The sequence below is a fragment of the Ascidiimonas meishanensis genome (assembly GCF_037782385.1).
GTDB classification, from domain to species: domain Bacteria; phylum Bacteroidota; class Bacteroidia; order Flavobacteriales; family Flavobacteriaceae; genus Ascidiimonas; species Ascidiimonas meishanensis.
The window spans coordinates 485,515-499,502 of sequence record NZ_JBBEXD010000004.1 but is presented as its reverse complement, the minus strand read 5'-3'; the positions used below and the strand labels follow the sequence as shown (position 1 = coordinate 499,502).

Below are 13,988 nucleotides of genomic sequence, written 5' to 3'. Positions count from 1 at the left end.
ATGATGTCTAGTTTTAATGAGAGGAAGCGCTTGTCGTATTATTTTTTTAAAGGTAAAGATCAATTAAACCTTCTGGGGTGTTAACGATCACCTTTTTATTTTCTCGATCAATCTTAACGATAAATTCATCATTCATAGGAATTAGAATTTCTTTGTCATCTTTTTTAACTTCAAATAGCGCTTGGGCTGTTGAGTCATTGATACTTTTTATAATGCCAAAAACACCGTAGTTTTCATCTTCAATAGTAAACCCTATTACCTCGTGGTAATAGAATTTATTTCCACTGAGTTTTGGCAAAAGATGTAAGGGTAAGTACAAATCTTTTTTTAGAAGCGCATTTGCATCTTCTTCCGTATTTACATCTTCTAGTCTTAGACGGAGTAATTTAGATTTTTGAAGTGAAGATGCTTTAATTAAAAATGGAACCAGATTATCGCCCAAAGCGATGAATACTGATTCCAAATTTTCGTATTGTTCGGGTTCATCGGTATCAAGCTTCGCCATCACCTCACCCTTAAAACTGAATTTTTTAACTATTTTACCGAGATAGAAGCAATCTTCTTTTCTCATACTAACAATTAAGCTTCAGCTTCTTTGTCTTCAGCAGCTGCTTCTGGAGTTTCAGTTGCAGGAGCTTCAGCAGTTTCTTCGGTAGCTGCTTCTAAAGTAGCCTCATCTGTTGGCTCTTCTACAACCTCTTCTGTAGATGCCTTACGAGCATCACTAACTGCTTTTTCAGCTTCTAGTTGTTTAGCTCTTGCCGCTTCCTTAGCTTTCGTTAAGTCGTCTTTCTTAGCTTCAACTTTACCTTCTTTTTCGTTAACCCAAGCTGCAAACTTTTCTTCAGCTTGTTCTTGAGTCAAAGCACCTTTTGCAACACCTCCTAGAAGATGGTGCTTAAGCATTACTCCTTTATAAGAGAGAATTCGTCTTGCAGTTTCAGAAGGTTGTGCACCATTCTGCAACCATTCAACAGAACCATCTACGTCTAAAGTAATTTGTGCTGGGTTGTGATTTGGATCATAAGTTCCTAATTTCTTAAGAAACTTACCATCTCTTTTTGAGCGGGCATCCGCTGCTACGATCCAATAAAAAGGTTTTCCTTTTCTACCGTGTCTTTGTAATCTAATTCTAACTGGCATAAAAATTAATTAGTGGAGTTCACGACCCCTGTTATTAATTAAACTCATTACCGCTTTGGTAATTGAGGGTGCAAATATAAGACTATTTTATTCTCAAAAGCTTAAAAACGAGTATAAATGGTGTAAAATACCATAAATGCTTTAACAAGTCTTAACAATTGGTGTTAAGAATAAGACAAAACCTTCAAGAAATTTGGAACTCTATCCATTTTATGTATATTAAATAGTGTAATAAGTTATTGAAAGTCAATAACATTGAATGACAAAAATGATAAAAGATACAATGAAGTACACAGAAAAAATTTCAAACAAATTAAATGAATTATTAGAAAAAACGTATGATGCAGAAAAAGGATATAAGTTTGCAAGTGACAATACTAACAATCCCGAATTAAAGCAGTTTTTTGATGATAGAGTAAAACAAAGATATAATTTTGGCCACCAGCTCAAAAATGAGATACAAGCCTATGGCCAAGAACCTGAGAAGGGCGGAAGTGTGAAAGGAGCTGTACATAGAGAATGGATGAACCTTAAAACCGCCATTTCTTCTAACAATGAAGAAGCTATTTTAGAAGAAGTAGCAAGGGGAGAACAGGTCAGTATTGATAAATATAATGAAATACTGAGTGAGAATAATTTGCCAGCCTCTACGGAAGCAATTTTATTTGCACAGAAAAATTTAATTACCGCATCCTTAAATAGAGTTAAAACATTTGAAACGGTAATGTCATAAGGTTAGGGCGTGAGTCGTCCTAATTAAAAAAGTCAGGTTTTGCCTGACTTTTTTTATGCCTGATAGTTAATAACTCTTGATAAATGAACCAGATTTAAACTCAAATAATCTTTATTTTTAACTTTCAGCAAACATTCATAATTAGCGAAGCGAGTTCTCTTTGCAATCAACTAAATATCAAGGAAATAAATGTATTTAATTTTTGATACTGAAACTACGGGACTTCCAAAAAGGTGGAACGCACCCACATCAGATACAGACAATTGGCCAAGAGCTATTCAGATTGCTTGGCAGTTGCATGATGAAATGGGAAACTTGTTAGAACAAGAAGATTACCTCATTAAGCCTGAAGGGTTTAATATTCCTTTTGATGCAGAGAAAATACATGGTATTTCTACAGAGTTGGCAGCCGCTAAGGGAATTCCTTTGCTACAAGTATTGGAGAAATTCAATAGCGTATTATCGCGTACAAAATTTGTAGTAGGACAGAATGTTGGTTTTGACATCAATATTATGGGAGCGGAATACCACCGTATGGGAATGACGCCTATGGTTGAAAAGCTACCGTCACTAGATACTTGTACTGAGACCACTGCCGAGCTCTGTAAAATCCCTGGTGGGAGAGGCGGTAAATTCAAACTTCCAACCCTAACAGAACTCCATCAACATTTATTTGGAACTGCTTTTGGAGAAGCTCATAATGCAACGGCAGATGTGGAAGCTACTACGCGTTGTTTTCTGGAGCTTATACGTAAACGTATTTTTACCATTGAGCAATTAGAGGAAACCTCAGATTATTTTTCCAGATTTGATGAGGTGAATCCTGAGCCTATTCAACTTATAGGATTAAAACACATCAATCTAAAGGCGGCTTCAGAAAAGATAAGAAAGTCACTTCAAAAAAAGGAGCCGGCAGAAGAAATTTCAAAGGAAGAAATTCAACAGAATATAGAAGAACTTGCAGAGGTAGAATTCGCACATCTTCACAATCATACCCAGTTTTCTGTTCTGCAGTCCACTTCCTCGATTCCTGATTTAGTAAATGCAACTGCCAAGAATAAAATGCCTGCGGTTGCCCTTACCGATACTGCCAATATGATGGGCGCTTTTCTTTTTGTAAGAGAGGTTGGGAATTATAACAAATCTGTTAAGTCCAAAAATGAAGCTTTAATTGAAGAAGGTAAAGAACCCAACATAAAACCTATAATTCCGGTTGTAGGATGCGAATTTTTTGTTTGTGAAAATCACACCGATAAATCCCGTAAGGATAATGGCTATATGGTAGTCTTTCTGGCAAAGAATAAGCGAGGATATCATAATTTGGCAAAGATGTCTTCCATTGCCTATACAGATGGGTTTTATTATGTGCCAAGAATTGATCGGGAGGTAATAAAAAAATATAAGGAAGATCTTATTGTACTCACCGGAAGTCTTTATGGAGAGGTGCCTTCTAAAGTGCTTAATATTGGAGAAAACCAAGCTGAGGAAGCATTATTGTGGTGGAAGGAAGAGTTTGGTGATGATTTGTATATAGAATTAATGCGCCATGACCAAGAAGAGGAACAGCGAGTAAATGAAGTGTTGGTTCGCTTTGCAAAACAACATGAAGTTAAACTAATTGCTACTAACAACACCTATTATATAGATCAAGAAAACGCAAATGCGCATGATATTTTGTTATGTGTAAAAGACGGTGAGAAACAAGCAACTCCTATTGGTAGAGGACGGGGCTACAGGTATGGATTGCCAAACCAAGAGTACTATTTTAAGAGTCAAGATCAAATGAAAGAGCTCTTTAAGGATCTGCCTGAAGCTATCAGTAATATTAAGGAAGTTATAAATAAAATAGAGCCTTACGAACTGGCGAGAGATGTATTGCTTCCCAAATTTGATATTCCAGAAGAATTTCAAGAGGTAGAAGATACCGCAGATGGCGGGAAAAGAGGAGAGAACTCCTATCTTAAACATCTTACGTATCAAGGAGCTGAAAAAAGATACAAAGAAATCACCGATGAAATCAAAGAACGTCTTGATTTTGAGCTTGAGGTTATTGAGCGCACTGGATATCCGGGGTATTTTTTAATAGTACAAGATTTTATTGCGGCGGCAAGAGAAATGGGGGTGTCAGTAGGGCCGGGTAGAGGTTCTGCTGCAGGATCTGCGGTAGCATATTGTCTAGGAATCACCAATTTAGACCCAATTGCATACGATTTACTTTTTGAGCGGTTTTTAAATCCAGATAGAGTAAGCATGCCAGATATTGATATTGATTTTGATGATGAAGGAAGAAGTAAGGTAATGGATTATGTGATTGATAAATACGGTGCCAATCAGGTAGCACAAATTATTACCTATGGTACTATGGCGGCTAAATCTTCTATAAGAGATACGGCAAGAGTGTTAGACTTACCATTAGGAGATGCAGACAGAATTGCAAAGCTCATTCCAAACATGAAGTTGGCCAAAATCTTTAATCAGGATGATAGTAAACTCAAATCAAGTCTTCGGGCCGATGAATTACTTAAGGTTAACGAATTGAAGAATCTGGCGGAAGGCTCAGATTTAGAAGCACAAACAATTAATCAGGCAAGAATATTAGAAGGTTCTGTAAGAAATACAGGAATACACGCATGTGGTGTTATTATAACTCCAGATGATATTACCAATTTTGTTCCTGTAGCTACCGCAAAAGATTCAGATCTCTATGTGACGCAATTTGACAACTCAGTTGTAGAAAATGCCGGATTGCTTAAGATGGATTTTTTAGGTTTAAAGACACTTACTCTAATAAAGGATACAGTAAAAATTATTAAATACAGACATGGTCTAGATCTTAATCCAGATGAATTTCCGCTTGACGATGTAAAAACATATGAGTTATTTCAGCGTGGGGAAACGGTAGGTATTTTTCAATACGAATCTGCAGGGATGCAAAAGTATATGAAAGAGCTAAAACCAACGGTATTTGCAGATTTAATTGCCATGAATGCCTTGTATCGTCCAGGACCGCTAGAGTACATTCCAAGTTTTATTCGCAGAAAACATGGAGAAGAAGAAATCACTTATGATCTTCCTGCTATGGAAGAATATTTAAAAGAAACCTATGGAATCACGGTGTATCAAGAGCAGGTGATGTTATTGTCTCAAAAATTAGCTGGTTTCTCAAAGGGTGAGGCGGATGTACTCCGTAAGGCTATGGGTAAAAAACAGCGTGCAGTACTTGATAAAATGAAGCCAACCTTTCTTGAAAGAGGTTCAGAAAATGGGCATGACAAAGAAAAGTTAGAGAAAATATGGAAAGACTGGGAAGCATTTGCATCTTATGCGTTTAATAAGTCGCATTCTACTTGTTATGCTTGGATAGGTTATCAAACCGCCTATTTAAAAGCTAATTATCCGGCAGAATATATGGCAGCAGTACTTTCAAATAACATGAACGATATTAAGCAGGTTTCTTTCTTCTTAGAAGAATGTAAACGTTCTGGTCTAGAAGTATTAGGCCCAGATGTAAATGAGTCTTTTTACAAGTTTGCGGTAAATGATGAAGGCGCTATTCGTTTTGGAATGGGAGCTGTAAAAGGAGTAGGACGCGGAGCCGTAGATACTATCGTAGAAAACCGTAAAGATGGACCTTACAAATCGGTATTTGATCTTGCCAAGAGATTAGACCTCCGTGCCGCTAACAAAAAGGCATTTGAAAATTTAGCATTGGCTGGGGGTTTTGATTCTTTCAAAAATACACATCGCGCACAGTACTTTCATGATGATGGGGATGGTGTTACCTTTCTTGAAAAAGCCATCCGCTATGCATCTAAATTTCAGGAAAACGAAAACTCCGCTCAGGTGAGTTTGTTTGGCGAATCAAGCGAAGTGCAAATTCCAGAACCTGTGGTGCCACCTTGCGAAGATTGGGGCACTATGGAAAAATTACGTCGCGAAAAAGAAGTGGTAGGGATTTATATCTCAGGACATCCTTTAGATGATTTCAAAATTGAAATTAAATATTTCTGTAATGGGAGTGTTTCTGTTTTTCATAATATGGAAAAATTTGTGAATCATGAACTCTCTTTTGCCGGAGTAATTACTGATGTGCAGCATAGAGTTTCAAAAAATGGAAAGGGCTGGGGATTATTTACGATAGAGGATTATACAGATTCTTATGAGTTTAGAATTTTTGGAGAAGAATACCTTAAGTACCGTCATTTTTTATTGCCTAATAGTTTTGCCTACATAAAAGCTTTTATCAAAGAAGGCTGGACCAACCGAGATACCGGTAAAAAAGGAGATCCCAGAATTCAGTTTAATCAGGTGCAAATGCTTCAGGATATTATGGGTGCTTATGCACGTAAACTAACCATTCAATTAGATGTGAACCTGCTGGAAGAAGAACATATAATGCAGCTAAAATCCTTGTTGCAATCGCATAAAGGAGACCATACGTTGAATTTTGTAGTCTACGAAAGTGAAAACGCCATTAAACTTACCATGCCAAGCAGGAAGCAAAAAGTACAAATCTCAAATGAGCTTTTATTTGAACTGGAAAAACAGGAAGTGTATTATAAGTTAAACTAGTTTTCTATTTCAAGTGTTACGGTATGGTAAGGTAACCCATCAAAATGAATGATTCCCTTACTGAAATTTAAATAGTTAATTTTAGGCTTCAAAATACAACTGAATGGACTTAGAAGTAATCAGACAAGATACACGGGGATGTGAAAATCGTATTTTTTTAAATAGTGCGGGAGCTTCTCTAATGCCAAGCAGGGTGGTTCAAAAAATGAAAGAATACCTTTCAGAAGAAGAAATGTTGGGAGGTTATACCATGGCTTCACAAAATGAGGCACAAATTGCTGGATTTTATGATGAAGTAGCAAAATTGATTCATTGCAAGCCAACCAATATTGCATTTACATACAATGCCACCGATTCATTTTCTAGGGCACTGTCTTCTATTCCTTTTAAAAATGGAGATTATATCTTGACAACTCACGATGATTATAGCTCTAATGAAATTGCTTTTCTTTCCTTGCAGAAAAGAATGGGGGTGCAGCTATTAAAAGTCCGAAACTCAGCTATGGGTCTTTTAGACTTGAATCATTTGGAAGAATTAGCCATTAAGTACCATCCTAAGCTAATAGCACTTAATCATATTCCCACCAATTCGGGTTTAATTCAACCTGCAGAGGAAGTAGGTGAGATTTGTAGCAAGCTGGATATTTGGTATGTACTTGATGCATGCCAGTCTGTTGGACAATTAGAAGTAGATGTCACTAAGGTTAAATGTGATTTTTTAAGTGTTACCGGAAGAAAATTTTTAAGAGGACCAAGAGGTACTGGTTTTTTGTATGTTTCAGACAAGGTGCTAGCAGAAGGCTTAGAGCCTCTTTTTATTGATACCAGAGGGGCAGATCTTCAAGATTCTTCTAAATATATCCCTAAAAAAACAGCTATGAGATTTGAGACATGGGAATATTCATATATGTCTTTAGTAGGGCTTGCAGAAGCTATCAAATATCTCAATCAATTAGGGATAGCGAACGTTTTTGAGTACAATCAAAAATTAATGAAACCATTTAGAGAGAAGCTAAATGCTATTAAAGATCTTCATGTATTAGATGTGGGATACAATTTATCTAATATACTGACTTTTTATAAAGAAGGATTTTTGCTTGACCAAATCACAAGCTTATTAGACGCTAACAAAGTAGATTATACCGTAAGTCGCACAAATTATGCAGCGGAACAACTTATCAAAACAAAAGTTGATTGGGTAATTCGTTTATCTCCTCACTATTTTAATACAGATGAGGAGTTGGAAAGCGTGGCTAACATACTGGAGGCTTAATGTTCTCAATAAATTACAGAGATAGGGTGTAATTACAAAGTTGAAAATTTATGGAACTACCATTTATAGAAGATCAAAATTTTGAAGGGGTTCATTTTTTGGAGACCCCACTCAAAGCAACGGATTATGAAAACTGTAATTTTTCCAATTGTAATTTTTCAGGGGTAGATCTTAAGAAGATTACTTTTATGGACTGTGTGTTTAATGAATGTGATTTTAGTGAAGCAAATCTTAAAGATACCGGGTTGAAAACAGTTTTATTTGAGAATTGTAAACTCATGGGATTGCGTTTTGATCTTTGTGATCCGTTTCTACTAGCTTTTAGCTTTAAGGATTGTTTGCTTCAATATGCATCTTTTTATCTATTAAAAATAAAGGGAACCTCTTTTGTCAATTGCAATTTAGAAAAAGCAGATTTTACAGCTGCAATTTTAAATAAAGCGTCTTTTAGCAATTGCAATTTAAATGAAGCGGTTTTTGAGTCCACAAACCTTCAGAAAGCAGATTTTAGAACTGCCTTTAATTTCTCCATGGATCCTGAAAAAAACAATTTAAAGGGAACCAGATTTTCAAAAAACAACCTTTCGGGTTTGTTAGAAAGGTATCAACTTACTATTGAATAATGAAAGATGCAAGTAAATTCATTGCCGTGAGGGAGATGGAAATTTCAGATATTGATTTATTAGCAAATTATTGGTACGAATCTTCCCATGAACACCTAAAATCTATGGGTGCCGATAAAAACTTGCTTCCAGCATATAAAGATTTTTGCAAAATGTTGAAAACTCAAATTCAATATCCTTACCAGAAAAAACAAGCGTATGCACTTATTTGGATGTTTAAAGGGGAGGCAATTGGTCATTGCAACGTGAATCAAATAGTGTTTGAAAGAAAGGCGTATATGCATTTACATCTTTGGGAATCTAAGAGCCGGAAAAGAGGAATGGGAACTGCATTGGTAAAACAATCTTTGCCTTATTTTTTTGAAAATCTTAAATTAGAAGAACTGTTTTGCGAGCCTTTTGCATTGAATCATGCGCCTAACAACTTACTTAAGAGTATGGGTTTCACCTATCTTAAAGAGCATATTACAAAGCCGGGTAATATAAATTATATACAGCCAGTCAAGTTATGGGTATTAAAGAAAGCACAATATTTAGAGCGAATGGTTTGAATTGATATGTTTTTTCTCATCGTAAGATATCAAAAGGAAATCTAGCGTATCATTATAGTTGATTTACCTATAAACAAAACCAATATGTGCGCTGTAAGGTTTAGAAAAATATTTGACTAAATTTGTAATATAAATAAGAATTGAATTAAAAAGTAAATATATGGCATTAGAAATAACAGATGCTACGTTTGAGGATGTAGTTTTAAAAAGCGAAAAACCTGTGATGGTAGATTTTTGGGCTGCATGGTGCGGACCCTGTAGAATGGTAGGTCCTATCATAGATGAGATTAGCGGAGAGTATGACGGCAAAGCAGTAGTTGGCAAAGTAGATGTAGATGCCAATCAAGAATTCGCAGCTAAGTTTGGAGTACGAAACATACCTACAGTCTTAGTTTTTAAAAACGGAGAGATTGTTGGAAGACAAGTAGGGGTAGCACCTAAAACTACCTATACAGAAGCGTTAGATGCTTTGTTATAGTTGAGATAAACGTTAAGAATAATAGTTAAAGGTTTGGCGAAACGCCAGACCTTTTCTATTTTTAAAGAATATCCAAATTCCATGAATTTACAAGAACAGCTTTCTGAAGTACATCTGTTTAAAAATTTAGAATTGCTAGCTGCACAGGTGGTAGAAGGATTTATAAGCGGAATTCATAAAAGTCCGTTTCATGGTTTTTCCTCAGAGTTTGCAGAACATAAAATTTACAATCCCGGGGAAAGTACCCGGCATGTAGATTGGAGGCTTTTTGCTAAAACAGATAGGTTATACACTAAGAAATATCAAGAAGAAACCAATCTGAGGTGTCATTTAATTGTTGATAATTCTTCTTCTATGCATTTTCCCGCGGTAGCTAGTCAAAAAATGGGAAACCTCAATAAAATAGGATTTTCGGTATTAGCCGCTGCTGCATTAATGAATTTATTCAAGCGACAACGGGATGCGGTAGGTTTAAGTGTCTATTCTGATGCCTATGATTTTTATGCCCCAGAAAAAGGGAGTGAACGTCATTTTAGAATGTTAACGAGTACTTTGGAGAATATAGTGATCCAAAAAAATAAAGACAAGCAGACAAAGACATATACGTATTTACATCAAATTGCAGAGAAAATTCATAGAAGAAGTTTAATATTTTTGTTTACAGATATGTTTCAAACAGAAACAGAAGAAGATACACTTTTTGAAGCCTTACGGCATTTAAAATACAACAAACACGAGGTTATATTATTTCATGTAATGGATAAGAAAAAGGAGTTTAATTTTAATTTTGACAATGCTCCTAAACGTTTTGTAGATGTGGAGACCGGTGAGCATATAGATTTGTATGCAGATACCGTGAAAGAAGGCTATGAGCAGGCGGTAGGGGAATTCTTTAATCATCTTAAACTGCGCTGTGCCCAATACGGAATTAAATATGTGGAGGCAGATATTGAAGCAGACTTTAATAAGGTTTTAGTGACCTATTTGGTAGAGCGCCGCAAGTTTAGTTAAGTAGGTTTGTTTAGTTATCAGATAGTTATAGGTGATAGCTTAAAAAATTTCACTTTTTATTTGGTTTAAACAAAATGCAGTGTATATTTGCATCCGCTATCACGCAGAGGTCTGGTAGTTCAGTTGGTTAGAATACCTGCCTGTCACGCAGGGGGTCGCGGGTTCGAGTCCCGTCCAGACCGCTTAAAGGGAAAACAAAATCCCACAAAACCTTGCAAATCCTATGATTTGCAAGGTTTTATTTTTTTAGAGCAATCATTTAATTTGATATCATTTGCATCTAAAAGGTCACAAATCGTCAACATATCTTTTTTATCATAAATATGTTGACAGAATAACGTAACTTACTCATAATTAAGATAGTTGATTTGACTTTCGTCCAGCGATGTTTAACCATTAAAAGACGACAACTATGCGAACTTCATCAACATTTTCAGTACTGTTTTGGGTATACGGTAAACGTGCCATAAACAACAAAGCAAATATCTACGTTCGACTTACCAAGAATGGTAAGCGTGTGAACATTAGCCTCAAAAAGAAGATAGATGTTTCTACTTGGGATGAAAAAACCCAAAGAGCCAATGGAACAGATAAAGATTCACGTATTCTCAATCTTTATTTGAACGAGGTACAATCAAAGATTTATCGAATATACGAGGACTTCAAAAAGGAAGAAAAGCTATTTACTTCCCAAATGGTCAAAGCCAGATTTTTAGGTGAGGACAAAAAGCGCTTTTCTTTTCAAAATCTTATTGATTATTATAATGAAAAAATGCAGCACAAACTGCATAAAAATACAATGGGTCAATATAAAACTAGCCAAAGATATATGCTAGAGTATATTTTAAAAGAGTATGAGGAAACTGATATTTTTCTTTCTGAACTCGATTACGGTTTTGTCATAGGCTTTGAGGATTTTCTTCGCTCTTATGTTCCCAAAGCAGGACAAAGTAAAATTGGTAACAATACTGCTATGAAGCATATAAAACGTCTTCGTAGAATGGTAACTCTAGCCTACCGGATGGAATGGTTAGACAGAGACCCTTTTGTCAATTTTAAAATGAAGAATGAAAAGAAAGAACGTGAGTTTCTGACAAGTGAAGAGTTACAGAGTATCGAGGACTTGAACTCTTCGATTGAGCGTCTGGTAGTTGTTAAAGATTTATTTGTTTTTAGTTGTTATACCGGTATCTCATATAGTGATATTATTGAGTTGACTAGCAATAATATTGTAATTGGAATAGACGGAAAGCCTTGGATAATGGCCGATAGGGTTAAAACGGGTACACCATTCAAAATTCCGTTATTGTTTCAAGCACAATCTTTAGTTGATAAGTATAAGGACCACATTAGAACCCAAAGTAGCACGAATCTTCTTCCAAAGCTCTCTAACCAAAAACTGAATAGTTATTTAAAGGAAATAGCTGACCTGTGCGGTATCAAGAAGAATCTTACCTTTCATATGGCTAGGCATACATTTGCAACTACCGTTACTTTGAGCAACGGTGTTCCTATTGAAACGGTTTCAAAATTACTAGGTCATACCAAACTATCTACAACTCAAATTTATGCAAGAGTAGTTGAGAAAAAAGTTAGTGATGATATGGCTCTTCTAAGGGATAAAATTGGTCAGAGAGAAATGGAAAGAGCTGTTTGAGAAATTTAATGATTTAGGGGTAAATAAAACTAATTGAATTAAAAAAAAACTTTTCTTAAAACCCAAAACGTTTACCCTAGACCTATGTCTTTAATTTTAACTATTTTGAACAAGGTTAGATTACGTGGAATAATGAGATTAAAATAAGAATTATGTCAATACCTGTAGTACTGGATAAATCAACATTTCAAGGCTTCAATTATGAGGATATAGTTGAACTGCATAAATATTATATCGTGAACGTTACGCCCTTGTTGGTTTCAGAGATTTTGGGTGACCTTGCGAAAGAGGAAAAAGAAGGCAGAAAACCACCTAAAGAACAAGTTACTGACTTAGCGAAGAAAATGTTTCCCTATAATGCATATGTAAATATGGATTATAAAATCTTGGTTGAAAAGTCTTTAACAGGCGAATTTACGACAGCTGATAATAGACCGTTTTTAAGTGCTCAAAAATCTATAAAAACACCTACCAAAAAAGGGATGACTTTTGTTGAAACTGAAGAAGAGCTATCTATAAAGCGATGGAAAAGAGGTGAGTTTGACACAATGGATGAAATTATAGCCGATGTATGGCGAACGGAATCCAAGGATGAAGGTGTAGTTAAATCATTCAAAACAAAATTTAACCATCTTAAAGACATCAAAATAAGAGACCATAAACCTTCAAATCAAGAAAAGTTTTTAAGCCTGAAGGAAAGGTTGAAAGAACGACTTTACATAGAAATTGAACCAGTTGACACTTTAAATCTAGTGATGGATTATTTTGAAATAAATCCTGATTTACAAAATACTATTGAATCCAGATGGAAAAATGAATCACATCCAAATTTACAGAATATGGCAGGTTACGCTATGTATTGTTATGAAGTCGTCTGTCTATACTATATCGGAATCAATAATTCTTTGTGCGGTGAGCGATTAACAAATCTTTTGGATTTAGAATACTTGTTTTATGCCCCGTTTGCAAGAGTATTTAGTACCAATGACAAATTTTTAAGAAATCTGTTTTTTGCAGTAGAACCCAATGATAAATTCTTTATTACATTACCAGAATTAAAAGAAGATTTTAAAAAATTCAAAACCTTAAATAAGGAAGGGGAAGTATTTAGTGAACCACCTAATAAAGATTCAGAAACGTATCGAATATGGGATAGTGTTTTTGATATGGAACTTACCCGAAGACTTAAACCATCCGCAGCGGAAATAAAAAGAAAAGAGGCTGAGTTAAAAGAAATTTTCAATATTGCCGAAACTGGAAAAGAAGGTAAATTTGACGGCGAACCAGATTTTGTTACAAAAGAAACTTTTATATCTCCAGATGACCCTTGTCCTTGCAAAAGTGGTAAAGCTTTCAAAGATTGTCATTTAGCTAAAGCCCAAAACAAGACTTGCTAATTACGAATAATATTGATAGAATTATTTAGATATAAAGTTGGAAAAAGTCGTCGCTTACAAAATTAAAGTTCTGTTAATCCTAATAAAAACTGTTAAATTTTTGTAGCTTTGCATTCTAGATGAAGCAGATTTTTCATAAAATATCATCCGTTTTGATGGCTTTTGTAGTCTTGTTTACTACAATGTCATTCACTGTTGATATGCATTATTGTGGGGATTCTTTAGTTGACTTTTCGGTATTTACCAAAGCGGAAAGTTGTGGTATGGAAAAAGCACAACCTGCTAAAAGTTGTGAAAATCCTGTTATGACCGAAAATGATTGTTGTACCGACCAACAGATTGTAAAAGAAGGCAATGACGAACTACAAACATCATTTGACAAACTTACTTTTGAACAACAAACGTTTGTTGTTTCATTCTTCTATAGTTATATAAATCTTTTTGAAGGACTTGATGAGAACATCATTCCTTTCAAAGATTACTCGCCCCCATTTATTGAACGGGACGTACAGATTCTTTACGAGACGTACTTAATTTGATTTTTAGACAG

The 13,988-nt window shown here is 35.2% G+C and carries 12 protein-coding genes and 1 tRNA gene; 11 read left to right on the top strand and 2 right to left on the bottom strand.

Annotation, left to right across the window (positions count from 1 at the left end; all coding sequences use genetic code 11):
• Positions 1 to 46 precede the first annotated feature (46 nt).
• Entirely contained in the window at positions 47 to 571 is a 525-nt protein-coding gene (gene rimM, locus WBG07_RS09820) for a ribosome maturation factor RimM (protein ID WP_340200793.1), read from the bottom strand.
• 8 nt (positions 572 to 579) lie between these two features.
• Positions 580 to 1,143, bottom strand: a complete 564-nt coding sequence (locus tag WBG07_RS09815; RefSeq protein ID WP_340200792.1) for a 30S ribosomal protein S16 — start codon at positions 1,141 to 1,143, stop codon at positions 580 to 582.
• 283 nt (positions 1,144 to 1,426) lie between these two features.
• Between WBG07_RS09815 and WBG07_RS09810 the strand changes: the two genes are divergently transcribed.
• The 11 genes from WBG07_RS09810 to WBG07_RS09760 all read left to right on the top strand — a co-directional run bounded on the left by WBG07_RS09810 (position 1,427) and on the right by WBG07_RS09760 (position 13,977).
• Positions 1,427 to 1,876: a ferritin-like domain-containing protein gene (locus tag WBG07_RS09810; RefSeq protein ID WP_340200791.1), complete on the top strand. Its 450-nt coding sequence runs from the start codon at positions 1,427 to 1,429 to the stop codon at positions 1,874 to 1,876.
• A 189-nt stretch (positions 1,877 to 2,065) separates the two neighbouring features.
• Complete coding sequence (gene dnaE / locus WBG07_RS09805) at positions 2,066 to 6,448, top strand: DNA polymerase III subunit alpha (RefSeq protein ID WP_340200790.1); 4,383 nt, start codon at positions 2,066 to 2,068, stop codon at positions 6,446 to 6,448.
• A 103-nt stretch (positions 6,449 to 6,551) separates the two neighbouring features.
• On the top strand, positions 6,552 to 7,721 hold the full coding sequence (locus tag WBG07_RS09800; protein ID WP_340200788.1) for an aminotransferase class V-fold PLP-dependent enzyme: 1,170 nt from the start codon (positions 6,552 to 6,554) through the stop codon (positions 7,719 to 7,721).
• 50 nt (positions 7,722 to 7,771) lie between these two features.
• Entirely contained in the window at positions 7,772 to 8,344 is a 573-nt protein-coding gene (locus WBG07_RS09795; RefSeq protein ID WP_340200787.1) for a pentapeptide repeat-containing protein, read from the top strand.
• A complete protein-coding gene (locus WBG07_RS09790; RefSeq protein WP_340200786.1) occupies positions 8,344 to 8,895 on the top strand; it encodes a GNAT family N-acetyltransferase in 552 nt (183 codons plus the stop codon). Before WBG07_RS09795 ends, WBG07_RS09790 begins: the two co-directional genes overlap by 1 nt.
• 160 nt (positions 8,896 to 9,055) lie before the next feature.
• Positions 9,056 to 9,373: a thioredoxin gene (gene trxA, locus WBG07_RS09785; RefSeq protein WP_340200785.1), complete on the top strand. Its 318-nt coding sequence runs from the start codon at positions 9,056 to 9,058 to the stop codon at positions 9,371 to 9,373.
• A gap of 81 nt (positions 9,374 to 9,454) precedes the next feature.
• On the top strand, positions 9,455 to 10,384 hold the full coding sequence (locus tag WBG07_RS09780) for a DUF58 domain-containing protein (RefSeq protein ID WP_340200783.1): 930 nt from the start codon (positions 9,455 to 9,457) through the stop codon (positions 10,382 to 10,384).
• Between the two features lie 108 nt (positions 10,385 to 10,492).
• Positions 10,493 to 10,566 (top strand) — tRNA-Asp (locus WBG07_RS09775).
• A 230-nt stretch (positions 10,567 to 10,796) separates the two neighbouring features.
• Entirely contained in the window at positions 10,797 to 12,041 is a 1,245-nt protein-coding gene (locus WBG07_RS09770; RefSeq protein ID WP_340200781.1) for a site-specific integrase, read from the top strand.
• Positions 12,042 to 12,193: 152 nt separating this feature from the next.
• Entirely contained in the window at positions 12,194 to 13,438 is a 1,245-nt protein-coding gene (locus tag WBG07_RS09765) for an SEC-C metal-binding domain-containing protein (RefSeq protein WP_340200779.1), read from the top strand.
• Positions 13,439 to 13,557: 119 nt separating this feature from the next.
• The gene (locus tag WBG07_RS09760; RefSeq protein ID WP_413788819.1) at positions 13,558 to 13,977 is read left to right on the top strand and encodes an HYC_CC_PP family protein; all 420 of its coding nucleotides are present in this window, start codon (positions 13,558 to 13,560) and stop codon (positions 13,975 to 13,977) included.
• The last annotated feature ends 11 nt before the right edge of the window (positions 13,978 to 13,988 follow it).